The organism is Pseudoalteromonas sp. NZS11_1, from assembly GCF_015864275.1.
Taxonomy (GTDB): Bacteria; Pseudomonadota; Gammaproteobacteria; order Enterobacterales; family Alteromonadaceae; genus Pseudoalteromonas; species Pseudoalteromonas arctica.
In genome coordinates, this window is record NZ_JADYXK010000010.1 from 81,212 (window position 1) to 106,449 (window position 25,238).

The 25,238-nt window shown below is 38.8% G+C and carries 19 protein-coding genes; 5 read left to right on the forward strand and 14 right to left on the reverse strand.

Features of this window, described 5'->3' with window-relative positions:
* Positions 1-26: 26 nt before the first annotated feature.
* Positions 27-1,109, forward strand: coding sequence for an efflux RND transporter periplasmic adaptor subunit (locus tag I6F44_RS09515; protein WP_197173669.1), 1,083 nt, complete (start codon positions 27-29; stop codon positions 1,107-1,109).
* A gap of 2 nt (positions 1,110-1,111) precedes the next feature.
* Positions 1,112-4,180, forward strand: coding sequence for an efflux RND transporter permease subunit (locus I6F44_RS09520; protein WP_197173670.1), 3,069 nt, complete (start codon positions 1,112-1,114; stop codon positions 4,178-4,180).
* Positions 4,181-4,289: 109 nt separating this feature from the next.
* Here the strand turns inward: I6F44_RS09520 and I6F44_RS09525 are convergent, their stop codons facing one another.
* Positions 4,290-4,622 carry a PBPRA1643 family SWIM/SEC-C metal-binding motif protein gene (locus I6F44_RS09525; RefSeq protein WP_024592175.1) on the reverse strand — a complete coding sequence of 111 codons (333 nt, stop codon included), beginning with the start codon at positions 4,620-4,622 and terminating at the stop codon, positions 4,290-4,292.
* A gap of 242 nt (positions 4,623-4,864) precedes the next feature.
* Between I6F44_RS09525 and I6F44_RS09530 the strand changes: the two genes are divergently transcribed.
* On the forward strand, positions 4,865-5,122 hold the full coding sequence (locus tag I6F44_RS09530; protein WP_197173671.1) for a MetJ regulator of methionine regulon: 258 nt from the start codon (positions 4,865-4,867) through the stop codon (positions 5,120-5,122).
* 59 nt (positions 5,123-5,181) lie between these two features.
* Positions 5,182-5,766 (forward strand): hypothetical protein, encoded by a 585-nt coding sequence (locus I6F44_RS09535; RefSeq protein WP_197173672.1) that lies wholly within the window; start codon positions 5,182-5,184, stop codon positions 5,764-5,766.
* Positions 5,767-5,788: 22 nt separating this feature from the next.
* Here the strand turns inward: I6F44_RS09535 and rluF are convergent, their stop codons facing one another.
* The 10 genes from rluF to I6F44_RS09585 all read right to left on the reverse strand — a co-directional run bounded on the left by rluF (position 5,789) and on the right by I6F44_RS09585 (position 21,351).
* Positions 5,789-6,826: a 23S rRNA pseudouridine(2604) synthase RluF gene (rluF, locus tag I6F44_RS09540; protein ID WP_197173673.1), complete on the reverse strand. Its 1,038-nt coding sequence runs from the start codon at positions 6,824-6,826 to the stop codon at positions 5,789-5,791.
* Between the two features lie 86 nt (positions 6,827-6,912).
* Complete coding sequence (locus I6F44_RS09545) at positions 6,913-7,983, reverse strand: DUF418 domain-containing protein (RefSeq protein ID WP_197173686.1); 1,071 nt, start codon at positions 7,981-7,983, stop codon at positions 6,913-6,915.
* A gap of 30 nt (positions 7,984-8,013) precedes the next feature.
* A complete protein-coding gene (locus I6F44_RS09550) occupies positions 8,014-9,228 on the reverse strand; it encodes an EAL and HDOD domain-containing protein (RefSeq protein ID WP_101216972.1) in 1,215 nt (404 codons plus the stop codon).
* Between the two features lie 89 nt (positions 9,229-9,317).
* Positions 9,318-10,853, reverse strand: coding sequence for a glycogen synthase (locus tag I6F44_RS09555; RefSeq protein ID WP_197173687.1), 1,536 nt, complete (start codon positions 10,851-10,853; stop codon positions 9,318-9,320).
* Positions 10,854-10,934: 81 nt separating this feature from the next.
* A complete protein-coding gene (glgC, locus tag I6F44_RS09560) occupies positions 10,935-12,236 on the reverse strand; it encodes a glucose-1-phosphate adenylyltransferase (protein ID WP_197173674.1) in 1,302 nt (433 codons plus the stop codon).
* 14 nt (positions 12,237-12,250) lie between these two features.
* Positions 12,251-14,788, reverse strand: coding sequence for a glycogen/starch/alpha-glucan phosphorylase (locus I6F44_RS09565; protein WP_121954772.1), 2,538 nt, complete (start codon positions 14,786-14,788; stop codon positions 12,251-12,253).
* Entirely contained in the window at positions 14,781-16,844 is a 2,064-nt protein-coding gene (gene glgX, locus I6F44_RS09570; RefSeq protein WP_197173675.1) for a glycogen debranching protein GlgX, read from the reverse strand. Before glgX ends, I6F44_RS09565 begins: the two co-directional genes overlap by 8 nt.
* Positions 16,837-19,044 (reverse strand): 1,4-alpha-glucan branching protein GlgB, encoded by a 2,208-nt coding sequence (glgB, locus tag I6F44_RS09575; protein WP_165725470.1) that lies wholly within the window; start codon positions 19,042-19,044, stop codon positions 16,837-16,839. The genes glgX and glgB overlap by 8 nt, the downstream gene beginning before the upstream one ends.
* The gene (gene malQ, locus I6F44_RS09580; protein WP_197173676.1) at positions 19,045-21,039 is read right to left on the reverse strand and encodes a 4-alpha-glucanotransferase; all 1,995 of its coding nucleotides are present in this window, start codon (positions 21,037-21,039) and stop codon (positions 19,045-19,047) included. It abuts the gene before it with no gap.
* Between the two features lie 9 nt (positions 21,040-21,048).
* On the reverse strand, positions 21,049-21,351 hold the full coding sequence (locus I6F44_RS09585; RefSeq protein ID WP_007580752.1) for an isoamylase early set domain-containing protein: 303 nt from the start codon (positions 21,349-21,351) through the stop codon (positions 21,049-21,051).
* A gap of 383 nt (positions 21,352-21,734) precedes the next feature.
* Here I6F44_RS09585 and I6F44_RS09590 point away from each other — a divergent pair, with 383 nt between their 5' ends.
* Entirely contained in the window at positions 21,735-22,667 is a 933-nt protein-coding gene (locus tag I6F44_RS09590; protein WP_007580756.1) for a hypothetical protein, read from the forward strand.
* Positions 22,668-22,726: 59 nt separating this feature from the next.
* Here the strand turns inward: I6F44_RS09590 and I6F44_RS09595 are convergent, their stop codons facing one another.
* The 3 genes from I6F44_RS09595 to I6F44_RS09605 form a co-directional block, all read right to left on the reverse strand.
* The gene (locus I6F44_RS09595) at positions 22,727-23,896 is read right to left on the reverse strand and encodes a cache domain-containing protein (protein WP_197173677.1); all 1,170 of its coding nucleotides are present in this window, start codon (positions 23,894-23,896) and stop codon (positions 22,727-22,729) included.
* Positions 23,897-23,997: 101 nt separating this feature from the next.
* On the reverse strand, positions 23,998-24,369 hold the full coding sequence (locus tag I6F44_RS09600; RefSeq protein ID WP_197150310.1) for a hypothetical protein: 372 nt from the start codon (positions 24,367-24,369) through the stop codon (positions 23,998-24,000).
* A 277-nt stretch (positions 24,370-24,646) separates the two neighbouring features.
* A complete protein-coding gene (locus tag I6F44_RS09605) occupies positions 24,647-25,075 on the reverse strand; it encodes an Lrp/AsnC family transcriptional regulator (protein WP_002958609.1) in 429 nt (142 codons plus the stop codon).
* Positions 25,076-25,238: the final 163 nt, after the last annotated feature.

Here is a 25,238-nt window from a genome sequence, read left to right on the forward strand (position 1 = left end):
TTTGCCATCATTGCAACGGAGAAGACATGAAACTCTTTCGTCTATGTTTATTAACAACGACCTTACTTAGCTTAATAGCCTGTTCTGAGCCAGAACAACAAGTTAAAGAAGAGCCTATTCGCCCTGTTAAATTATTCAACATAGGTCATGATACGCAAATTAACATTCGTAGTTTTCCTGCTGAAGTTGTTGCAAACCAAGGCTCGTACCTTGCTTTTAGGGTAAACGGCGAACTTGTTAAGTTTCCTGTGCTTGCTGGTGAACACGTTGAAAAAGGTGATTTATTAGCAAAACTGGATCCAGAAGATTTTCAATTACAGTTTGACGAACGTAAAGCACGCTTTGAGCTGGCAAAATCACAACTTGGCCGTATTGAGCAATTGTTTGAGAAAAAAATCACCAGCCAATCAGAATTAGATCAAGCCACTGCTAATATGCAAATTGCTGAATCTGCATTTAGAATTGCACAAACGAACCTTGAATACAGTGAACTACGCGCACCATTTTCAGGCACGGTCGCTAAGGTGTTTGTTAAAAACTTTGAAAATATTCAAGCAAAGCAAAATATATTACGCTTAGAAACACGCGATTTAATGGACGTAGAAATTCAGGTTCCTGAAAAAATAGTCGCTCGCTTTAAAAAAGGCACCGATTACCACCCTACTGTAAAGTTTGATGGCTTTGACGACAAAGAATACATACTTGATATTAAAGAGTGGGATACCCAAGCAGATCCTGCAACACTTACTTATAAAGTTGTATTTTCGCTACCAGTACCTGAGGACTTTAATTTACTAGCCGGTATGACGGGTAGCGTGCTTATTGATTTAAGTAAAGTAACGCGCTCGCAAGTTGCTTATACAATCTTACCTATCGAGTCGGTGTTTTCTGAGCCGCAAGAATCAATTGAAGATAACGCCTACGTATGGCTTTTTGATTCAAAAACTAGCCAAGTGCATAAACAAGCTGTAAAGGTTGGCCAGTTGCACCGCGATGGTATTGAAGTATTAAGCGGTATTAAAGAGGGCCAAATTGTGGTTTCTGCCGGTGTGCATTCACTAAAAGAAGGCATGAAAGTAAGAGCATGGAATAAAGAGCGAGGCTTATAATTATGAGCTTTGCACAACTCTCCATAGAGAAAAAAGTAATCAGTTGGATGTTTACGCTGCTGCTATTAATTGGCGGTAGTGTATCGTACTTTGATTTAGGGCAATTAGAAGACCCTGAGTTTACGCTTAAAAAAGCCATGGTTATTACCATGTACCCTGGCGCTTCGCCGCAGCAAGTTGAAGAAGAAGTTACTTTTCCGATTGAAAACGCGATTCAGCAACTCCCTTATGTTGATTACGTTACCTCTATTTCATCTAACGGTAAGTCGCAAATTTCAGTAGAGATGAAAAGCAATTATCGTAAAGAGCAGCTTCGCCAAATTTGGGATGAAATGCGTCGTAAAATTAACGACCTTTCTCCGTCGTTACCCAGTGGTGTTTACCCAAGTACTATTTTGGATGACTTTGCCGATGTGTACGGTGTTATGTATTCGGTAACCGGCGATGGCTACTCGTATGACGAGCTTAAAGATTACGTCGATTTTTTAAAGCGTGAGCTGGTATTGGTTAAAGGCGTTAGTAAAGTAACCGTTGCGGGGCAACAACAAGCGCAAGTAATGGTTGAAGTTTCTACGCGTAAACTTGCTCAATTAGGTATTGCGCCAAGCCATATATTCCAGTTATTACAATCGCAAAACACGGTATCTAACGCGGGTAAAATTCGCGTGGGCGATGAGTCAATTCGCTTGCATCCTACTGGTGAATTTAAAGATGTAAAAGAGCTCGAAACCTTATTAATTTCAAAATCAGGTGCCAATGAGCTTATTTACTTAGGCGATGTAGCAAAGGTTTACAGAGAGTACGCAGAAGTACCAAATAACATTATTCGTTATAACTCTCAGCAAGCTTTACTTATTGGCGTGTCGTTTATGTCGGGTGTTAACGTGGTTGATGTGGGTAAAAACATAGACGAGCATTTAGCATCACTTGAATATCAACGCCCTCATGGTATTGACATAAATTCTGTATACAACCAACCACAAGAGGTTCAAAAATCGGTTGATGGTTTTATTATCAGCTTACTTGAAGCCATTGCGATTGTTATTGTTGTACTACTGTTATTTATGGGTCTAAAAAGCGGCATTTTAATTGGTGGTATTTTACTGCTTACCGTACTGGGTACGTTTATATTTATGAAGTTGTTTGCTATCGACTTGCAACGTATATCGCTTGGGGCACTTATTATTGCTCTAGGGATGCTGGTTGATAACGCAATAGTCGTCACTGAAGGCATACTGATAAACCTTAAACGTGGCCAAACAAAACTCAAAGCGGCTGTTAATATTGTTGAGCAAACAAAATGGCCCTTATTAGGTGCAACAGTAATTGCCGTAACTGCCTTTGCGCCAATTGGTTTAAGCTCTGATGCCAGTGGTGAATTTGCCGGTAGCTTGTTTTGGGTGTTGTTTATTTCGCTTTTATTAAGCTGGATAACAGCCATTACGCTAACGCCATTTTTTGCCAATTTAATGTTTAAAGAAAACGAATTTAAAAACGAAGAAGGCCAAGAAGATGAAGACCCATATAAAGGTTTTATTTTTAATGGTTACAAAGCGATTTTAGATTTAGCGCTGCACTTTAGAAAAACCACGCTTATATTAATGGTTGTTTTGCTGTGTACTGCGGTTGTTGGTTTTGGCTCTGTAAAACAGTCGTTTTTTCCTGCCTCTAATACACCTATGTTTTATGTAGATTATTGGCAAGAGCAAGGCTCTGATATTCGCTCAACCCTTGAGGGCGTTAAAAAACTTGAAGAGTTTTTGCAAAAAGAAGACCTTGTTGAAGAAGTGACAAGTACTACAGGCCAAGGTGCACCGCGCTTTATGCTTACCTACGCGCCTGAAAAATCATATCCCGCGTATGGGCAATTAATTATTCGTGTTGCCGACAGAGAAGCCGTAGCAACTGTAATGCAAACAGTGCGTGATTACTCAAGCAATCATGCACTCTCTGCACAGCTTAAAATAAAACCGATGGAAATTGGCCCTTCTACTGATGCAAAAATAGAAGCGCGCTTTTCAGGCCCTGATCCTGTTATTTTAAGACAACTAGCCGCTAAAGCCGAAGAGCTGATTGGTGAAGACGAAGGTGCATATAATATTCGTGATGACTGGCGCGCACGTACCAAAATGATTCGCCCGCAGTTTAACGAGCAAAAAGCACGTCGATTAGGTATTAGTAAATCAGACTTAGATAATGTGTTGCTAACGAGCTTATCGGGTAAACAAGTGGGCGTATATCGCGATGGTACACAGTTACTACCTATTATTGCTCGCTCTCCTGCTAACGAGCGCTTAAACGTAGAAAGCGTACACGACCTTCAAATATACAGCCCAGTTCTTGGTGTCTTTATACCAGTGACTCAAGTTGTAGACGAATTTGATGTTCAGTGGGAAGACAGCCTAATAATGCGCCGCGATCGCAAACGAACTATTACAGTAATGGCCGATAATAATGTATTAGGGGATGAAACACCCGCTAAATTATTTGCACGTATTCGCGGCCCAATAGAGAACATGGAACTACCACGTGGTTACCAACTAGAATGGGGCGGCGAGTTTGAGTCATCAAGCAAAGCTCAAAAAGCAATATTTGGCTCATTACCACTGGGCTATTTAGCTATGTTTGCAGTAACCGTACTACTTTTCAACTCGCTTAAACAGCCGCTTGTAATTTGGGCAACTGTACCCTTGGCTATTATTGGTGTAAGCGCGGGCTTACTAGCGATGAATGCTCCGTTTAGCTTTATGGGGCTACTTGGTTTGTTAAGCTTAAGCGGTATGCTAATTAAAAACGGTATTGTATTAGTTGATCAAATAAATCTTGAATTAAGGGAAGGTAAATCGCCCTATGAAGCCGTGTTTGACTCTGGTGTGAGCCGTGTACGACCAGTTGCAATGGCAGCTATAACTACTATTTTGGGTATGATCCCGCTGCTATTTGACGTGTTCTTCCAGTCAATGGCGGTAACAATTATGTTTGGTTTAGGCTTTGCTACAATTTTGACTCTAATTGTAGTGCCAGTACTGTACACCGTGATATTTAGAATTGATTACGAGCCACGTAAGTAGTTAACATATAATCGGTTAACATTAAAAAATGCCACAGGTTCAAAATCCTGTGGCATTTTTATTTAATACCGATGAAAAAAGAAAGGCTACATATTTAGTTGTTAAGAAACTAACCGCAACACTTTTTATATTTTTTGCCACTACCACATACACAAGGTGCGTTACGCTCTGGTACTTTATCAAATACTTGTGGCGTTGATTTACTAAGCGCAAAGTCTAGTTCGCGAATATCTTCTGGTACTTCTGCTTTAACTTCAATTGAAGCAAACAGCGAATGCTCTTCTAATATGGCTTCTATTTCTGATTGTCGTTCAGCTGAGTTTACAATTAGCGTTAACGGATGTAACTCTGTGCCGACCTTTGCGGTACGATTCGGCGCAAATCCATTACTGTTATTTTTACCCATTATGTCGGGCTTACCCATAAAGAAAAATTTTGACATGTTACTTCTATAACCTTTCTACATTATTAAGACGGCGCATCTTAACAGCTTACCCAACATATAACTAAGGTGTACTTGCTAATGCACAATATAAATCAAGCTTTCGTGTATATACGCCTAATATAGCGACATAATGAGGCCATTTAATGGATTTAGGCAAAATTTGAATTCGATATATAGTAAAATTATACTAGCTAGACTCAGTGGCGTTTTAATATCTAACTCAATATTATGGAAAAGCCTTGGAAAACTTTAAAATTGCAGTACTAATAGCGGGCAGCCTTTTTATACTTTTTGGTTATTTACGCTTTATAACTGACGATAATGGTAACGTGAACTTAAACAACTACCGTTTTACAGGGAGCATACTACTGGTTATTTCCGGTATGGTTGATGGCACACGCGACTTAGTTAAGCCCCTGCGCTCTAAAAACGCATTATCGGCGATTGCAGTTTATTTAGGTATACTCTTATTTTATATTGGCTTTAGCATTCAATAGCTAAACATTAAGCGCTAATTTGGGCTTTATACAAGCAGCATTTTATAAGTGAATCCCCTGTGACCTTTAAACAACTATTCAACAGCGCCTTATTACTTTTAGTAACAGCACCTCCGCTGGTTTTACTTGCATGGGATGAACAAGCCGATCCCGCTTTTATCCCCAACGGTATATATAACACCTTAACATTTACGTTATTTCCAATAATGACGATCGTGTTATCGGTTGCTTTATTTAGGCACCTATATAAAAAATACAATAATAACTTTGAATTTAAACATACGGTTAAAGATTATATTGTTGAGCACGGGAAATTCCGTTCAGTATTTATACCAATCGGTTTACCTATTTTAATTTACTTATGGTTGTGGACGTCAGTATGTATTTCAGTAAAGTTACTGGCTAATAAATACGGCGATAATATATGGCAGCAAGAATATCAGTTACTCGAAGTAGGTACTTGCCCAACTGATTATGAATACAGTTGCGCAAAACTGACTGTACTGGATTTAAAAAGCTATAAAAAGCACACTTTTAGATGGTATTTAGATAAAGGTAGATTGGTGGGTTTGCAAAATAACAACGTAAACTTAGTGGGCGTTAAAAGCCCACTTGGTAATATAGTACAAGAAATACAGTGGTAGTAGAATACCACTTAGCTGCACATTATTTTTTTAGACTGAGAATACGGTCCGAGCTTGGTTTTGAGTCTGATTTAGCATTAGACGACTTGTTCTCTTTAATGCTTTTTGGCTTACCCACATACGTTGTAGAACGCTTTTGGTAAGGAGTATTACTGCGCTCATTTTTGCGCTCTGTGTTAGCGTTGCTGCGCTCAGAGTTACGATTTGTATTTCGCTCAGTACTACGCTCACTATTTCGATCACCATTATTAAAGCGTCGTGGGTTTTCGCCCTGAAAATCACGTTTTTTAGGTGCTAAAGGTGCATTATTTTCTGATTGCTTATTAGCATCAAGCGAGTGCTCTTGGGTTTTACCTGAGTCAGAAATCGAATCGTTTATTTGCGCCATTTCAATATCTGATAGATGACGCCACTGCCCTACTTTTAAACCTTTAAGTGTTACGTTCATTATGCGCGTACGCTTTAAGGTTACAACTTCGTAGCCTAAGTATTCACACATGCGGCGTATTTGACGGTTTAAGCCTTGGGTAAGTACTATTTTAAATTCTTTGGGGCCGCTTTGCGTTACTTTACATTCTTTAGTGACGGTATCTAAAATAGGCACACCATTAGCCATTTTTGTAACAAACTGACGATTAAGCGGTTTATCTACCGTAACAACATATTCTTTTTCGTGATTATTACCCGCACGTAAAATTTTATTAACGATATCGCCTTCGTTAGTTAAAAATATAAGCCCTTCAGACGGTCTATCTAAGCGCCCTATTGGGAATATACGCGTAGGATAATTTACCGCGCGAATAATATTGCTTTGAATTTTACTTTCGGTAGTACACGTTATACCAACGGGTTTATTGTAGGCAATGTAAACGCGCTTTGGCGTGGCTTTAAGCGGCTTACCATCAATTAATACAACATCGGTAACGGCTACTTTTACGCCCATTTCTGGTGAGTAGCCATTAACGCTGACACGACCTTGCTCAATATATTTATCGGCTTCTCGGCGTGAACAAAATCCTGTTTCACTAATAAATTTATTTAAACGTTTTAATTCGGTCATGGCACTTATAGCGTAGTAATTTTTAAGGCGAGTAGTGTAAACCACCCACACTATTTTTTCGCCCCTAATTTACTATTTATAGGCGTTTAAGCACTAATTTTTACTTTAGTTAATTTACGCCATACACATTCAAGCGGACCTTGATTAAAATAGCGGCTGTATAAAAAGGTAAATATGAGCTGCAGCGCAACTAATGCCGTTGCAACTAACCAATAGTCAATACGATCAAAACTGAGCACCCAGTGCGTAAATAGCACTTTATATAACAACAGTTGTATGAGTGTTTGGCTAATATATAAAGTAAATGCTAAGCGCCCTGCTTGTTGAATAAGCATGCCGACGTGTGCTCTGTTATTGCAAAATTTAACAATTAAATGAATATACAGCGTAGCCATACCTAGGGCCGCAAACATATTTACAAATTCTTGCACCCCATATCCTAAGCTGCCATTAAGCTGTGATGCATAAAGCCTGATCCCACAAAAAACAAGGGTCATTGCACCGCAAACTATTAATTGCTGAGTCGTTAAGCCTTTACTAAAAACGCCTTGTTTATATAAATAAATGCCAATGAGCATAAGGCCCACGCACATCCACATTGTCATTATTGGCACCATAACAAGCATCAATGTGTTCATGGCGAGGTTACTAATAAAGTAATCAATATAGTGTGGGTTATATAAATCTATAAACTGTGCTGAATCACGGTAAATCACTTCATCGGGTACGCTAGATACAATAAGCACAGTAGCTACACCCGATAACAAAATAAACTCAAGTCCTCTTTTTAAAAGAACAGTGCTATCACTCTCTAAATATTTAATAACAAACCAGCCAGATACACCGTAAACAAATAAAATATCACCTGCCCAAAGTAAAAAACCATGCGCTAAACCAAAGAGGATTAACCAATAGAGCCTGCTTTTTAACTGCAATTCAGATTTGTAACGTTGCCACTGAATGTAAAGCCCAGCACCAAAAAGCAAACTAAACAGTGTTCTAAAACGCCCGTCTACAAACACGCTGCTAAAGGTGTGAATAATTGAGTCGCTAACAGGAGGATTAGTTAAAGAGGTATACCCGTATTCAAAAAGGCCGAAGGCGTAAGCATTCATGTAAACTAGGCCAAGCACGGCAACGCCGCGAATAAAGTCCATATTATAATTGCGCATTAAAGCTATTATCCGTTAAATATTATTCTTATAACTGTCAGCCCAATCGACTGACTGCTGGTAAAGTGGAGGAAGTATAGCACTGTCTATATTTAGCAAAAGTACAGCTTGTTCAAGTGCCCACCAGCTTCCTGTTTCGTATGCTTTAACAACGTTTAAAATATAATAAAGTGTGTTTTTATCCCCTAATAATGCCGTTTTTATTTCATCAGGGAAAGGTAGTTTTTCAACAAGCAAGCTCATTGGTTGATCAAGGATTGCATCCAGCAGTGAAAATAACCCTGTTAAAAATGCTTCGCCTGACTGACTTTTATCAACATTTTTTGCCAAAAGCTCACAAAAACGCGCGCGTACAACACACACTTGCATTAGCTCTGCAGGTTTTTTACCCGCTGTATGAGCAGTAACAATAAGGCTCACAAACTTTTTAAGGCGTTCATGCCCTAAATACACAAGCGCTTGCTTTAATGACGATATTTGGCTTTGTATAGGAAAAACACCGCTGTTAATTAAACGCAGTAATTTATATGCAAGTGCAGCATCAAGCTCAAACAGTCCAGATATAGCTTTTATATCTGGACTGTTTTTCATTATTTCGGCGTAAATAGCGACGACTAAACCATAATTATAATCAATGTCATTTTGTTTGATCATGGTAGGTTTTGCAAAAAAATAGCCTTGAAAATAATCAAACCCCATATCAAAGGCGAGCTTATAGTCTTCTTGTGTTTCTATTTTTTCGGCTAGTATTTTTATTTGTTTATGTGTTTGTAACTTTTTAATTATGGGCTGTATTTCGCTAAGAGGTGTAATTGCAATATCAAATTTAATGAGCTTCACAAGCTTTAAAAAACGATCCCACTGTGGTTTATATACAAAGTCATCGAGTGCGAGTTTGTAGTTACTATGAAATAAACCTCGGCACAGTTCATAGTTATCGTCGGTGGGTTCAATGGTTTCGAGCAACTCAATCACAACATCTTGGCATGGTAAAAAAGCACATAAATCGAGTTTTAATGATTCAGGCCCTATATTAATAAGTGCTTTTTTGCCTGATGTAATATGGCGTGTACCTAAATTTAATTGATTTTCCATAATAAGCCTTGCTGTTGCTTGGCCTTCTGCAATATCTGGAAAATAATTTTTTGGACTATCACGAAAAAGTAGCTCATAGGCTACTACTTTTTTACTTCGATTGAATATTGCTTGCCTTGCAACAAATACAGACACATTACCTACTTCTTAGTTTTTATATAATACTAAGTAATTAAACCCTAAGCAGGTACATTTGTCACTAAACTTTAAAGTACAGCAACGATTTACCGGTATAAGGTTGTTATATAATCAGTTGTCACTTGTGGCCACGAAAAACGCATTTTCTCTGCGCTGTGCTTAATTTTATGCCACTTTTTAGGATTTTGCTTTTTAATTAAGAGAGTTTCGTCTAAACAGCTAATTAAATTACTCGTTTGCGTTACTAACGTGTCGCCATTAAAGCTAAAACCATTTTCGTGGTGTTTAACTGTATCTTTTAATCCGCCAACACTGTGAACTAAACACGGTTGCCCGGCACGCATTGCTAGCATTTGGCTAATCCCACAAGGTTCAAACGAGCTTGGCATTAAAAATAAGTCACCTAGCTGATACATTAAATCGCCAACACCTTGACCATAACCCTTCAAAAATAAAAGATTAGAATTACGCGCCATTGCTTTGGTAAATATGCTTTCGAGTTCTTTGTCGCCCGAACCTAAAACAATGAGTCTGCCGTTATATTCATTAATAACTTGGCACACTTTATCAATAGCTAATACTCCATTAACCTGCTGGCACAATAACAACACTTTTTGCTCTGTAAGTCGGCCAACGCTTGTGACTAATGGGCCATTATTAACCGTTGCTTTAAATTGCTGTAGTCGTTGGTGGGCAATATAGTAGCCGCTTTGTAACTGCTCGCTATTTGCCATCCAAGTAAATAAAGTGTTCTCTGCTTGGCTATAAAAATCAGCGAGAGTTGCTCCTTCAAGTGCATTGCTTGGATATTCGCAGCCATTTAAAATACCGACAAGCTTACCTTGGCTTGCTGCATTTTGCAGATCTTGCTCAAGCCCTTCGCCACCAAAAAAACCATGCTCGTAATTACTAGGTTCAAGAACCTCTTGGCTGTAGGTTGGTGATACAACATGTATTTTATCGCAAAGATTTATTGCACTGCGCATAGGATTAAAGCAATGAGGGTAACGCGGGTCGCATAGTTGCTGGCCATTATAACTAAGTGACGGAAACCATGCCTCTAAGCTTGAGTCGTCGTGTTTAAAAGGTCTTATACCTTGCAGTGCAATATTATGCACTGTGTAGGCAATGGGTAAGGTATTAAGTGAGCTATAACGTGGCTCAAACTTAAGTAAAACTGCAACGCAGGCGCTGTGCCAATCATGTAAATGTAGCGCTGTAGGGCGCTTTAATACACCTTGTAATAATGCTTCGCAGACAGCTGCATTAAATAAAGCAAATTTTGTCGCGTCGGTAGCAAAAGGCCTCCCCGGTGCATCGTTACAATATACACTGCCTGATTCACTAAATAGCGGGTGGCTAATAACAATTTGGCTTACGTTATTTTGGGCTTGTTGTACTTGAAAAACTGTTAATACATGGGGTTGAGCATTAAATGCAACGGTTACTTCACCTATATAAATACGCTCAAGCGGCTCAAACCCGTAGTCAGGAATAACAACGTCAACCGTTATACCTTGCTTTGCGAGCGCCCTTGGGGCATCGCGTACTACATCTGCCACACCGCCTACTTTTGCGCCTGGTAACGCGTCATTTTCTGCTGCAACCATTAATACATGCATTAATTTACTACTTCCTTTAACCTGTGTGGGCTTGCTCATAAATGAGCAAGCTTTGTTGTCGTGCTTAATATTTAACGTGTTTTACGCTAGCTTTTTATTCTCACGCGCTTGGCGCTCTAACTTTTTTGCAAGCTCAGTGAGCATATCACGAGTAACAAGAACGATGCCTTTCTTAGATACTCTAAAGCCGTTTTCTTCATCTGTTTTTTTGTCAAAACCGATTTCGAGACCTGCCGGTATTTCACAGCTCCTATCTATAATCGCACGCTTAATTTTACAACCCCGATTTATAACCGCACCGGGTAAAATTACCGACTGCTCAATGGTACAAAATGAGCGAATGTGGACATTAGAAAACAAGAGTGACTTTCTAACCGCAGAGCCCGAAATAATACACCCACCCGACACTGTTGAGTCTAATGCCATACCGCGCCTATCTTCGTCATCAAAAATAAACTTAGCAGGTGGTAGTTGCTCTTGATATGTCCATATTGGCCACGTTGGGTCGTATAAATCAAGTTGTGGCTCAGGCATTACCAATTCCATATTAGCCTCCCAGAACGAATCTAGGGTACCTACATCACGCCAATAAGGTTGCCCTTCTTGATTTGGATCTCTAAATGGGAACGCAAATACATTATGCTCTTCTATAATCGCTGGAATAATATCGTGACCAAAATCTCGGCCAGAACCTTCATTCTCAGAATCTTTTTTAAGTTGCTCAAACAAAAATTCAGTATTAAAAATGTAGTTTCCCATTGATGCTAAACATGTACCTGGCTTGCCAGGTACGGAGCTAGGCATTGCTGGTTTTTCATCAAAACGACACACTCTGTTTTCTTCATCAACGGTCATTACACCAAACGTGTCTGCGGCTTCCTCTACGGGCACTTCAATACAACACACTGTCATATCTGCACCCTTTTGCACATGTTCAGCCAATAAAGCACCATAGTCCATGCGATACACATGATCTCCAGACAAAATCATCACATATTTAGGAAGCTCGTGACGAATAATATCTATGTTTTGAAAAACAGCATCTGCGGTTCCACAATACCAATCATCACCTTGGCGCTGAGATGCAGGTAGTATTTCAACCGACTCTCCTAGCTCTTTTTTAAAGTGCCCCCACGCGCGGTTTACATGGCGTATTAATGAATGTGATTTATATTGTGTAGCAATACCAACACGTCTCACACCCGAGTTAATACAGTTTGATAGTGGAAAATCAATAATTCGATGTTTACCACCAAAGTAAACTGCTGGCTTTGCTCGCCAATCGGTTAGCTCATGCAGGCGAGAACCGCGTCCGCCTGCCAGTATTAACGCGTAAGTTTCTCTGGTTAGGCTACTTATGTAGCGATTTGCATAATTGGGCATAATACTCTCTCCATTTAGTCTAGGCTGTTAGTGGCATGGCTTTTAGTTGTCGTTAAGTCTGTTTCACTAATATTGAGGGGTTCTAAATGCCAAATGTCTTCACTGTATTGGCTTATGGTTCTATCACTTGAAAACATGCCACTGGCTGCCGTATTTAAAATACTCATTTGTGTCCAGTAGGTTTGATCTGCGTAAGCTTTATCAACTTCTTTTTGAGCTGCTACATAACTTTCAAAATCGTGCGCAACAAGCCATGGATCGTGTGGGCTTTTAATTGCATTTGTTATATCGTCAAATAAGCATGGTTCAAACAAGTTAAAATGGCCGCTTTCGAGTAGTTGCATTACATTATTTAAATCGCTATTTTGTGCGATTAAGTGCTCAGGATTGTAACGCGATTTAATATCATCAATTTGATGAGCTTGTGCCCCAAACAAAAAGAAGTTATCAGCGCCGACAGCATCTCTAATTTCAATGTTTGCACCATCCAGCGTGCCTATCGTCAATGCACCATTCATCATAAACTTCATGTTGCCAGTACCCGACGCTTCTTTGCCTGCGGTAGATACTTGTTCTGACAAATCGGTTGCAGGACAAATCACTTCCATAGCGGTTACATTGTAATTAGGTAAAAAGGCGACGCGTAAATACGGGGCCGCTAACGGATCTTTATTTATAACCTCTGCCACGTTATTAATAAGCTTAATAATTTTTTTAGCCATGTAATAACCCGGTGCTGCTTTACCGCCTAATAACACACAGCGAGGAACAAGCCCTTGGGTATCACCACGGCGAATACGGTCATATAAATGAATCACATGAAGTATGTTTAATAGCTGACGTTTGTATTCGTGAATACGTTTTACTTGTACGTCAAACATCATCGATACGTCAAAATCAACATCGCAGCGCGCTTTAACTAAATCAACTAAACGCTGTTTGTTTTCGCGTTTAGCATTTTGCCATTGCCCATGAAATGCTTTGTCGTCGTAAAAGCGACGTAGATCGCTAATTGTTGAAAAGTTTTTAACCCAGTCATGACCAATTTTTTCGCTGATTAATTTACTTAAAACGGGATTACAATGTGCAAGCCAACGTCTTGGTGTAACACCATTTGTTTTGTTATTAAACTTATCTGGCCAAAGCGCGTAAAACTCTTTAAATAAACCCGCTTTTAACAGTTCGGTATGCAGTGCTGCTACGCCATTTACAGAGTAACTACCTACAATGGCTAAGTAAGCCATACGAATTTGCGGCTCATCGCCCTCTTCAATCAACGACAATGCACGCTGTTTATTAACATCACCCGGCCATTGCTGTGCAACTTGTGCTAAAAAGCGTGCGTTTATCTCGTAAACTATTTCTAAAATGCGTGGTAATAATTTTGAAAACAACGAAACAGACCACTTTTCAAGCGCTTCAGGAAGTAACGTATGGTTTGTGTAGGCCATTGTTTTAGTAGTGATTTGCCAAGCATCGTTCCAATCAAGTTCGTAATCATCAATTAAAATACGCATCAGCTCTGCAACAGCAATACTTGGGTGCGTGTCGTTTAACTGAAAAACATGAAAATCAGCAAAGTCGCTAAAGTTCTCGCCATGTTGGGAAACCCACTGATCAACTACGTCTTGAATACTCGCAGATGATAAAAAGTATTGTTGGCGCAATCTAAGCTCTTTACCATTTTCGCTGCTGTCGTTTGGATACAGCACCATGGTAATTTGTTCAGCTAGGTTTTTTTGTGCGACGGCTTCTGAGTAACTGCCTGCATTAAATTCGGTCAAATTAAATTCATCTGTCGCTTCTGATTTCCATAAGCGTAGCGTATTTACAATATTGTTTTTATAACCTGGGACAGGTACATCGTAAGGTACAGCTAATACATCTTGTGAACTCATCCATTGACGATGCTCTCGGCCGAATTTATCTGTGTAACTTTGCACGTAGCCGCCAAATTTCACACGTTTTGCATGCTCTGGCGCGCTTAGCTCCCATGGGTGCCCTTCGCGCAGCCAGTTATCTGGTTGCTCAATTTGGTTACCATCTTTAATTGATTGGTTAAACATCCCGTATTCGTAACGAAGGCCATAACCAATGACAGGTAACGCTAGACTTGCACAGCTATCTAAAAAGCAGGCAGCTAGGCGGCCTAAACCACCGTTACCTAAACCTGCGTCGTGCTCGGCATCTTCAAGCGTTTCTACTGTTGTGCAGTATTCTTGTAATGCAGCAGCAACTTGGTCGTCTAAATCTAGGTTTAGTATTGCATTACCTAGCGCACGTCCCATTAAAAATTCAAGAGAAAGGTAAGCCGTTTTACGGCGTTTCTCTTGCTTAATTTGTTGATTCGTTTCTCTGCAGCGGGCAACAAGTCTGTCGCGAATAGTCAGCGCTAAAGCATGGTATAAATACAGTCTTGATTCGCCGACCTTATCGCGACCTAGGGTATAATAAAAATGCCGTGTTAAGTCATCTTTAAGCGTACTTTCATCTATAACAGGACCTTCTTGCCAGCCCTTTACTACACACACTTGTTCACTTTGTTTAGCCATGACTTACATCCTCTAAATTAGCACTAAAAACCCAACTACTTTGTGCTGAAATTTCAACCATCGCATCTTCATTACTACTCACAGATGCATTATTTACACTTGATAAAACCATTTGCCACGGCGCATTAATAGGCGAAGGCGGCATTTGGCAAAAAACTGTTTTTTTACTGGCATTAAATACCATCAGTAATGCATGATTATTTTGCTTATCAAGTAAGCTATACATTAAAAACTGTCTGGTATCTTCATGCCAATGAGCGTCGGTCATGGTTTTACCTTGTTCAGTAAACCACTTAACGGTAAAACGCTCGTCTATATCATCTAAAAATACACTGTGTTTGAACGCACTGTGCGCGCGTCTAATTTTTAAAGCATCGTCAATAAATCGTGTTAACGAATGATTAAGCTGAGAATCTTTCCAGGCAAGCCAGCTAGTGCGATTATTTTGGCAATAAGCATTGTTATTACCCCCTTGAGAGTGCGCCATTTCGCTGCCAGCGGCAATCATGGGAACACCTTTTGAGAATATCAAAGTAAGCAAAAAGTTCTTTTGTTGTTGCAAACGCAGTACGTTTATTTTTGAGTCACTGGTAAAGCCTTCTACTCCACAGTTGAACGAGTGATTTGCACTGTGCCCATCTCTGTTTTGCTCACCATTGGCTTCGTTATGCTTTTCTTCATAACTCACTAAATCGGCAAGCGTGAAACCATCATGACTCGTTATAAAGTTAATGCTATTAAGTGGTCCACGTTGGCTATGCTCAAAAATATCAAACGATCCATGCAAACGTTTTGCAACGTTGGCAATTATGCCCGTTTCACTTTGCCAAAAACGTCTAATTACATCGCGGTATTGATCGTTCCATTCTCGCCATGGCGGCGGAAATGCCCCAAGCTGATAGCCACCAGGACCTATATCCCAAGGTTCACTTATTAGCTTAACCTTATTAAGCACAGGGTCTTGGGCTACTGCTTGTAAAAAAGTATGTGCAGAGCTAAAGCCTGCTTTTGAGCGCCCTAAAATGGTCGCTAAATCAAACCTAAATCCATCAACTCCCATTACCTCAACCCAATAACGAAGGCTATCAAGTACAAGTTGCAGCGTTTTAGGGTGATCAATATTTATGGTATTTCCACAGCCGGTATCGTTTATATATACATTAGGCTGACCCTCTACTGTGCGGTAATACGCTAAGTTATCAAAGCCTCTTAGCGATAATATAGGGCCATCGGCCCCCGCCTCTGCGGTATGGTTATAGACAACATCTAAAATAACTTCTATGTCGGCAGCATGAAGCTCGCGCACCATTTGCTTAAACTCGTTTATATCGTCGTTTACTAAATAGTCTTTATGGGGGGTAAAAAAGTTAAGCGTGTTATAACCCCAATAGTTTTGCAGCCCTTTTCCTGTTAAAAATTGCTCACTAATAAAAGAATGAACAGGTAAAAGCTCAACTGCTGTAATGCCAAAGCTTTGTAAATGCTCAATAAAGCTTGGGTGGCTTAACCCTAAAAACTTTCCTTGTAGAGATTTAGGTATTTTAGGATGACGACACGTTGTGCCTTTAACATGGCACTCGTAAATAACCGTGTTTGACCAACGGTGGTTTGGCTTTTTATGCGCATACAACGTAGGGGGTGCTACTTTTGACTTAGGTATATCAATCGCATTATTTACGGTGCTTTTAGTGCCAATTGGCATTTGCCCATAATGGCGTTCGCTCCATGTAAACTCACCAAACAAGTCTTTTGCGTATGGGTCTATCAGTAGTTTATTTTCGTTAAATAGTTGACCATTTTTAGGGTTATATTCACCCTCAACTCTAAAGCCATAAAGTGCGCCGGCGCTTAATGGCGAAATATGAATACTCCAAATACCCCCTTCGTTAATATTCATCGCCATTTTTAGAATTTCTGAATGGCCACTTTTATCAAACAAACACACATAGGCTTGGCTTGCACCTGGCGCATAAAGCGCGAAGTTAACCCCATTATTAATAACACTAGAACCTAGCGGTTCTACATTACCGGGGGCTACATCAAATTGGTTACTCATCATCAACCTTTTGTAAGTAAATAGTTGTTAAGCCACCAATGGCAATTGAAATACTGTGTTTAAAGCCATGATTTGATTCATTTATTGCCTGAACTATCTGCGATGAATCTTTAGTTACTTCAACGCCAGAGCCAAAAAACTGAGTATCGTCTGTATTTAAAACAACTTTATAACGCCCTTTACTCGGTACGCCAATAACGTAGTTTTCATATGACGCGGGGGTAAAATTAGCAATAACAACCACAAAGTCTTTTGCGTTTTTAGCATAGCGAACAAAGCTTAAAATGCTCTGCTGATTATTATTGTTATCTATCCAGGTAAAACCAGCCGCGCTCGAATCTAACTCATACAACGCGGGTTGGTTTTTATAAACGGTATTGAGCGCTTTTACGGTGTGCTTTATACCGTTATGGCTTTGGTGCTCAAGTAAATGCCAATCGATAGAATGATCGTGTCCCCACTCTTTTCGCTGTGCAATTTCACCGCCCATAAACAAGAGTTTTTTACCCGGGTGTGCCCACATAAATGCGTAGTAAGCGCGTAAATTTGCAAATTTCTGCCAATCATCGCCTGGCATTTTTTCAATTAACGATCCTTTACCGTGGACTACTTCATCGTGGCTTAATGGCAATATATAGTTTTCACTAAAAGCGTATACCATCGAAAAAGTCATTTCGTGATGATGATGCTGACGGTATAAAGGGTCGTGCTGCATGTAATGCAAACTATCGTTCATCCAACCCATATTCCACTTATAGCCAAAGCCTAAGCCGTTGTGCTCAACACTTTGGGTGACGCCCGGCCACGCTGTTGACTCCTCAGCCACCATCATAATGCCTGGGTTGTTTTTATAGCTGCGCATATTGACTTGCTTTAGGCACTCAATCGCACCTAAGTTTTCGCGCCCGCCGTAACAATTAGCAATCCACTCGCCTTCTTTTCGGCTGTAATCTAAATACAACATAGAAGCTACGGCATCTACACGCAGACCATCTAAACCAAATTGATGTAACCAATACATAGCATTTGAAATCAAAAAGCTTTTAACTTCAGGGCGGTCGTAGTTATAAATGTAGGTATTCCAATCAGGATGAAAACCTTGGCGCTTATCGGCATGCTCATATAAATGAGTGCCATCGAATCGATGTAAGCCATGCGGATCGCTTGGAAAATGCCCTGGTACCCAATCAAGTAAAATACCTAAATTAGCTTTGTGGCACTGCTCTACAAAGTATTTAAAGCTGTTGTAGTCGCCAAAGCGGCTGGTAGGTGCAAATAATCCAACAGGCTGATAGCCCCACGAACCATCAAACGGGTATTCACTTATTGGCATAAGTTGCAGGTGAGTAAAATTCATTTCAAGGGCGTAGCTAACGAGTTTGTCGGCAAGCTCTGTGTAACTTAAATAGCGGTTGTTTTCAGCGCGTTGCCATGAGCCTAAATGCACTTCATAAATACTAATTGGCGCATCAATATGATTACGCTTTTGTCGGTTTTGAAGTGCCTGAGCGCCGAGCGTTATAGGCTCTGGTTTATACTGCAGTACACTTGCAGTACCCGGGGCTTGTTGCATTTTAAATGCATAGGGGTCGGCTTTTTCGAGTACTTCTCCACTTTGAGCGGTAATAGCAAATTTGTAGCACATGTCGGCTTTAAGGCCTGGTACGAATAACTCCCATACACCACTTGCAGGATGAAAACGCATAAAGTGGCGATTAGCTTGCCAAAAATTAAACTCACCAATAATAGAGACACTTGCAGCATTAGGCGCCCATACACAAAAGCGCACACCCTCTACATTTTGTTGAGTGCTAAAATGTGCACCAAAATGAGAGTACGCATGTTCAAGGCTGCCTTCGTTAAATAAATACATTGCCTCTGCATCAAGTGTGCTTTCAAAGCTGTATTCATCATAAAAGGTAGTGCTGCTATTTGTGTACTGAGCAATGCATTGATAAGGCGCAGTGGGCAGCGCATCAACTTTGACTATAAATAAGTCACTTTGTTGGTAGCGCTGCGCCTTAATACTTTTATTGTTTAATGTAACACTCACACTTATTGCACAAGGTAAGTAAAAACGAATTTCAACCTCAGCATCCGTTTTATGTGCCCCTAAAAAGCTAAATGGGTCTTTAAATCGTCCTGTATTTAATGCATGCACCTGTGCATCGTAACTATTTTCATTAGTTGTACTGCTCATTTAACCTTTCCTTATTGAATCGATAGCAGCTAAAAGTGAGGCATTTTTGGTAAAAATTTCTTCACTGGTATGCGTTAATACACGTCGCCAATTAGGATATTCTTTGTCTGTCCCGGGGATATTAACCGGATACTTCTGCTCATCTAAATCATCTATTTGTATTGCAAATAAACGCGATTGAGAACCCGCCAAACATAATGCTAGTGCGTTATATACTTCGACTGAATTACTATGTAATAGAAGCTCGGTTGTATTGGTATGGCGATTAATAAATCGTAGTATCCTATGTTGCTCTTCTATTCGTTGTTGCTTTAATTGCTCGTATTCATTGCAAGTAATAAGCTTGTATTGTTGCTTAATATTTAAATCAGCATGCTGCCACCAACCTGTAAAAGGCGGTACATCATGATTGGCTATCATTAACAAACACTGTGTTGCTAGCTCATCAGTCGATAAAAACTCACCACTGTGTTGTTTTTCAAAATAAAATAAGCTGTTAGAAAAAATACCGCTAGATGCCAAAGCCTGCCTTACCTCTGGCGGCACAACGCCTAAATCTTCTCCAATAACAATACTCTGATTAATATGTGATTCAATTTTTAAGATGGCGAGTAAGTGCTCAAACGGGTAGTAAACATAACAGCCATCTTGTTCACTATTACTTTCAAAGCACCACCATAGGCGCCTAATAGCCATTACGTGGTCAATTCTAAGTCCACCTACATTTTGCATGTTTGCGCGAATGAGCGAGCGATAGAATTGGTAGTGATTATTACTAAGACTTTGAGGATTTAGTGCTGGAAGCCCCCAGTTTTGGCCAGCTTCGGCCCATGGATCGGGTGGAGCACCTACACTTGCACCTTGGCTAAACAGTGGCTTTTGATTTTTAAACTCGGCCCCATCACCCGCACAACCAACAGCTAAATCATTGATTAAGCCAATAGCCATACCTCGCTCTGCACAACTTTGTTGACACAGTGCCAATTGCGTATGCGCTTGCCACTGCAGGTAATAAGCAAATGTTAAGTTATCTGATTCGAGGGTATTTAACGTAGTTGAATGAGTATTACAAAAATCAGTAAACGCTTGGCGACGCTCATCACTTGCCGTTAATTCAAACTGATTATAAAGCGCTTCAAATAACGCATACTTTATATGGCTTACATTTTCATAATCTATAAATTGATCATTACTTTTTATAAGTGTAATTACATCGTCTCGTTGCATGAGGTCATGTAGAACTGCGTTATTTTGTGCGTCTTCGCTTAATACTATAGAAATATAAAGAGGGTTTAATAAAGCCCGACTACTAGGGCTATAAGGGCTTGCACGCTCTGGCATATCAGCAAATAACAAATGCAGTGGATTAAGTAATATGTAATCCATATTTTGCGAGCTACATAATTTTGTAAGCGTTAGTAAATCGTCAAAATCGCCAATACCTAAATGCGCTTTATTTTTTAATGTGTAAAGCTGAATAGATAATCCAGTGCGCTTTGTGTCTTCAACTTGATAGACTTGCTCAGGCACGCACCAAATTTGTGTAATAGCGTGTTGCTCACCTACCTGAGCATTAGCGTCATGATAGCCAATTGGCATATTACCAATGGGTAGTGCCAGCTCAATATAGCGAACGCCATGCAAGTAATATTCACCAGTGACAGCCAAATTATAAAGGTTCTCAACCGCTATATTAATCCCAAGAGAAGGGACATTAATGTTGGCGGCTAAATACTGCTGACGTTCGTCTATACGAAGCTTTAAAGCGCATTTTTTTTGGTCAACCAAACTCACACTGGGTACTAAATCCAGCCAAAGCGATGCATCTAAATCATAAGTTAGTTGAGTTATTTCGGCTTCGTTATTTGTATCAACACCGCAACATTGCAAAGCACGTTTACGCGTGTCTTCGCTAAAAAACACCTGTTCACCTGTATACTTAGTGAATTCAAAGCCAATACCATGCAGGTAAAACAACTGCGAAAGAGCATCCATTGAATCGCCTTAATTAATGCGTTGAGTATTTACTATGCTGTTTTCTGTGCCAAATGTATTGCCAATATAACCATCAGCTTGGTGGTCGTTATCCCAAATGTCTCCATTTATTAAATAACGAAAGTGAAATTGTTGATCGATAGGTAAGCGTTGTTTAAATTTAAACACACCTTGTTTTTTATTAAGCTTCATTGGCACAGGTTGCCAATCATTAAATTCGCCTAATAAGCAAACTTCTTCTGCCTCTGGATGAGAAAATTCAAAGGTTACTTCAGCTTCATCTTTTGTTTTAAAAAAACGTTTATTCAACATAGCAGGCTCCAACTAAACCAAAAAGGGTACTTAATCTTTGCCACAGGCCATACAACTAAACAAAAAGGCGATGTGGATTCCATTCAAAATCATTAAACACGTTGTAAGTTAACCAAAACTTTATTTACGCATTATTACAGTGCAACAATTCATTTTTTCTGCACTTAAAAAGTGCGGTTAGTATATAAACAATCTTTTTTAAAAAGCTCAGTAGTACAGAGCAATATTTGAACCAACTAAGCGTACATCACATATTATTTATTTAATCGAATTTAAAGTTAAATAATCCAAAAGTATTGCCTAAATTTATAAAATTCTTTTGTTCTGTACTTTCATCAGCGATAATACACAGCATCTTAATACTCTGAAATATCATAATTTTCATGTTGAAAAAAAGCATTTTAATAACTATAGCCATCATCTTTTTAATAATAGCCACACTTGTTGGTTCTTCAATCTATACCCTTTATAGTAAAAAAGAAATCTCAGTTGATCCTAAATTAAAAGAAATCTCAGGTATTGAATTTGATAAACAAAAACGTCTATGGGCTATTAACGACGGAGGCAACGAACCCAAGCTTTACCGCCTTAACAAAGATGGTTCTATCGCCAAAGAAATTTTGGTTGAAAACGCTAAAAACATTGATTGGGAAGACATGACCCAAAACAAATTTGGGCACTTTTTTTTAGGGGATTTTGGTAATAACAAAAATGATCGTAGATGGCTCACTATTTATAAAATAGAAAACCCTATAGATATAAAAACAAACACAACCCAAGCCGAAATAATTAAGTTTACCTACCCTGAAATGGATGGCAGTCCAATAAAACCCAATGACCGCAATTTTGATTTAGAAGCATTTGTAGCACTAGGTCGTCATTTATATTTATTTACTAAAAACCGCACAGAACCTTTCGATGGTATTACTAAAGTGTATAAAGTGGGCGATCATGCAGCAAATTTTGATGCTGAGCTAATTGACTCTTTTAAAACGTGTACCACGCTTGAAAAACTATGCTGGATAACCTCTGCGGCGCTCAGCCCCGATCGTAAAAAATTAGTCTTACTTGATTCAACAAGTCTTTGGTTATTTGAAAACTTTGAAGGTGATAAGTTTTTCTCTGGTGATGTATCAAAAATAGATTTAGGGATTGTTACTCAAAAAGAAGCAGTCACCTTTTTTGATGACAACACGATTGTATTTACAGATGAAGAGTTTAAAGGCATAGGCGGTAATGCTTATTTTATAAAGCTTGATAAAGCCAAAAAAGAAGTTATAAGAAAAAAACCTATTTCAGAAAAAACACTTCCATAGCATCTAGTTAGCTAAGCTAAAGCATTAAAGCTTAGCTAACTTATGTGAAAGGTAATGAGTTAATTACTCTTTTCATTTGACGAATGAAGTGCTTTTTCTACATCAACACCTAAAATCAACACTCCAATATGACTATTATTATCATCTAAAACAGGAAAACTTAGCTGAACTTGAAAATGATGTGTTGATGCATCATATGTGACGCTATCAAAGTTAAAATATTTTGACTGTTTAAATGTTTTAGTAAACTTATTTTCATCTCCTTGCCAGTAGTCACTGGTTAGCTTACTAATAGCGATGTTTTTTCCTTGGTTATCAGTCAATATTAGCTCAGTAACAACACCTTTGAATTGAGATTGCCATTTTTTAAATACTTTAGATAACGGTAAATTAAGCATAGCTAATCCATCAGGGTGCTTTACTTGTTTACTTTCTTTTATCCATAGCTGGTCTAGTCTTTTAATTTCAGATTCACTTAAGGGAGACTCATTACTTATTTGAACTTGTTCTACTAAACTAGGTAAGTTTAGTAAGGTTTTAGCACTACTGGACAATCTATCAAGTATTTGCTTTTCTTCACTTTTTGATAGTGAAAATGGTGCCTGCGCGCAAGTATTTATATTTTCATCAAACTGCTGCATAAATTTAGGGAAGCGTTTAATAAGTGAATGCGAAGCAAATAATCCCAAAGGTACATACCTAAAAAATTCTCTTTGATACTCATCTTCATTAATGCCTAGCTTTGAGGCTGCTAATTCAAAATCGTCTAAATCAAGTAGAATTCTATCAATCCGCTTATGGTGCATAACATTTACTATTTCTTCTAATGAATTTACTTCTACCTCAGCAATAATATTCTGAGTTTTAAACCAATTAGCCTGGTAACTCCCTCTTACTGCACCATAACGCATTTTATTTTTTGGTTTATTAATGCTCTCTGGATGAGTAAACCAGTACCAGCTTTCTAAAAAGATGGGGGATGATATGCGCCCATAGGCCTTCATTTCAGGCATTAAATGAGTTGTGAAATAACCATCTAAGCGGTCTAACTTTACTTCTCGACGTGCGCGTAACCATGGCAAGGTTTGTAGCTGAAAAGGGGCTCCCATTTCAAATAAAATACACTCAACTTGGTTGACTGCATTATCAGGTGCAGTGGTGGGTAAGTTTGTTCCAAACTGAAGAGGCTCAGTTAAACCCAATAAGAGGGTAAAAAAATATGCAGGCATAATTCATTGCTAAATAATGTACAAATTAAAATAAGTGTAGCCAAACAGATTAAAATTGCATTATTTGCTGTAATTATTAGGTAACAGCTCTAATTTCCTAGCTATGCAGCGCTTACACACTTAATAAACCGTTCTGTTAGCAGTGTTACTGTAGCTTTGTCTGTATAGTGCTGCTTAGCATTCTTCATAATATGCTTTGAGCAAACATTTTTAGATTCTTCAAATTGAGAATTGCAGCTAACAACAGTATTACCTAAAGCTTCCTGATAGGCTTTATCTGCGCACATAGTTAAAGCAAAATCTGTAGCGCCAGCAATTATTTCATTGATATTTACTGAGGATGTTTCGAGTTTAAAATAGATATCACTATACGTATTAACTTCTGTATTCTTTGACGAAAAATGACTAGCTTTGGCAGTTAAATAATAGCCTATAAGTATGATTGATAATATCACTGTAAAAACCGTTTTCATAATTACCCTTAACACAATAATTAGTATTGCATTGTTTATAAAATAGTTCGATTTTTTACATAAGTACGAGGGAGGGAGACTCTCTACATCCATGTAAGTAGCAAATAAATCCTTGTTATGTAATTACTAAAAACGCAATTACCAACTTTTTTTAATTTTAGCATGCAAGATAAATAAATCAAGAATTTATAAACTATTTACTACACGTTATTTAGTAATGTTTATAGTCATTTCTAATATATAAACAGTATTAAACAACTCGGGGCTTAAATGGCGATTAACGCTTAAATTTAGTTTCTAAAATAACAGAAGATGTTGTGCGCTCTACTCCATCCAGATTTCCTATATCGTCTAGTAAATGGCTAAGCTGCTCTAAATTTTGAGCCTGTACTACAGCAATTAAATCAAACTCACCACTTATGGCATAGAGCTGCGAAATTGCATCAATTTGCTTAAGCTCAATATTTGTTTTAGTTGTTAGTTTTTGTCTTACTTTTATAGACACATGAGCTGATACCATTTTACTGAGGTAGTCATCTCCATAATCAACGCTATAGCCTTTAATTACACCCGTTTCTTCTAGTTTGAGCATACGGCTTTGTACCGTTGAACGAGATAAGTCAAGCATTCGAGCAAGATCAGAAATACTCGCTCTAGCGTTTGTTTTTAGTACAGAAAGTAGCTTTTCATCTTGTGGAGTTATCATAATGGTTATTTTCTTCGTTATTTTGTCTTTTATTTTAATCATTTTTCACAAAATAGCACTGCAATTTTAATAGCTAACCTTCGATAATGACCTCTACAAGAAATAATAACGTGTTTGCTGAAGAATAAAGGCTATATTCTTCTTTGAGTTAGCAACTAATCTT

Excerpts from the sequence above, each read along its gene's own strand:
- I6F44_RS09600 (WP_197150310.1), bottom strand. The coding sequence starts at position 24,369 with ATGAAAACGGTTTTTACAGTGATATTATCAATCATACTTATAGGCTAT.
- I6F44_RS09590 (WP_007580756.1), top strand. The coding sequence starts at position 21,735 with ATGTTGAAAAAAAGCATTTTAATAACTATAGCCATCATCTTTTTAATA.
- I6F44_RS09595 (WP_197173677.1), bottom strand. The coding sequence starts at position 23,896 with ATGCCTGCATATTTTTTTACCCTCTTATTGGGTTTAACTGAGCCTCTT.
- I6F44_RS09515 (WP_197173669.1), top strand. The coding sequence starts at position 27 with ATGAAACTCTTTCGTCTATGTTTATTAACAACGACCTTACTTAGCTTA.
- glgB (WP_165725470.1), bottom strand. The coding sequence starts at position 19,044 with ATGAGCAGTACAACTAATGAAAATAGTTACGATGCACAGGTGCATGCA.
- glgX (WP_197173675.1), bottom strand. The coding sequence starts at position 16,844 with ATGAGTAACCAATTTGATGTAGCCCCCGGTAATGTAGAACCGCTAGGT.
- I6F44_RS09525 (WP_024592175.1), bottom strand. The coding sequence starts at position 4,622 with ATGTCAAAATTTTTCTTTATGGGTAAGCCCGACATAATGGGTAAAAAT.
- I6F44_RS09585 (WP_007580752.1), bottom strand. The coding sequence starts at position 21,351 with ATGTTGAATAAACGTTTTTTTAAAACAAAAGATGAAGCTGAAGTAACC.
- glgC (WP_197173674.1), bottom strand. The coding sequence starts at position 12,236 with ATGCCCAATTATGCAAATCGCTACATAAGTAGCCTAACCAGAGAAACT.
- I6F44_RS09565 (WP_121954772.1), bottom strand. The coding sequence starts at position 14,788 with ATGGCTAAACAAAGTGAACAAGTGTGTGTAGTAAAGGGCTGGCAAGAA.
- I6F44_RS09605 (WP_002958609.1), bottom strand. The coding sequence starts at position 25,075 with ATGATAACTCCACAAGATGAAAAGCTACTTTCTGTACTAAAAACAAAC.
- rluF (WP_197173673.1), bottom strand. The coding sequence starts at position 6,826 with ATGACCGAATTAAAACGTTTAAATAAATTTATTAGTGAAACAGGATTT.
- I6F44_RS09555 (WP_197173687.1), bottom strand. The coding sequence starts at position 10,853 with ATGCATGTATTAATGGTTGCAGCAGAAAATGACGCGTTACCAGGCGCA.
- I6F44_RS09545 (WP_197173686.1), bottom strand. The coding sequence starts at position 7,983 with ATGGACTTTATTCGCGGCGTTGCCGTGCTTGGCCTAGTTTACATGAAT.
- malQ (WP_197173676.1), bottom strand. The coding sequence starts at position 21,039 with ATGGATGCTCTTTCGCAGTTGTTTTACCTGCATGGTATTGGCTTTGAA.
- I6F44_RS09520 (WP_197173670.1), top strand. The coding sequence starts at position 1,112 with ATGAGCTTTGCACAACTCTCCATAGAGAAAAAAGTAATCAGTTGGATG.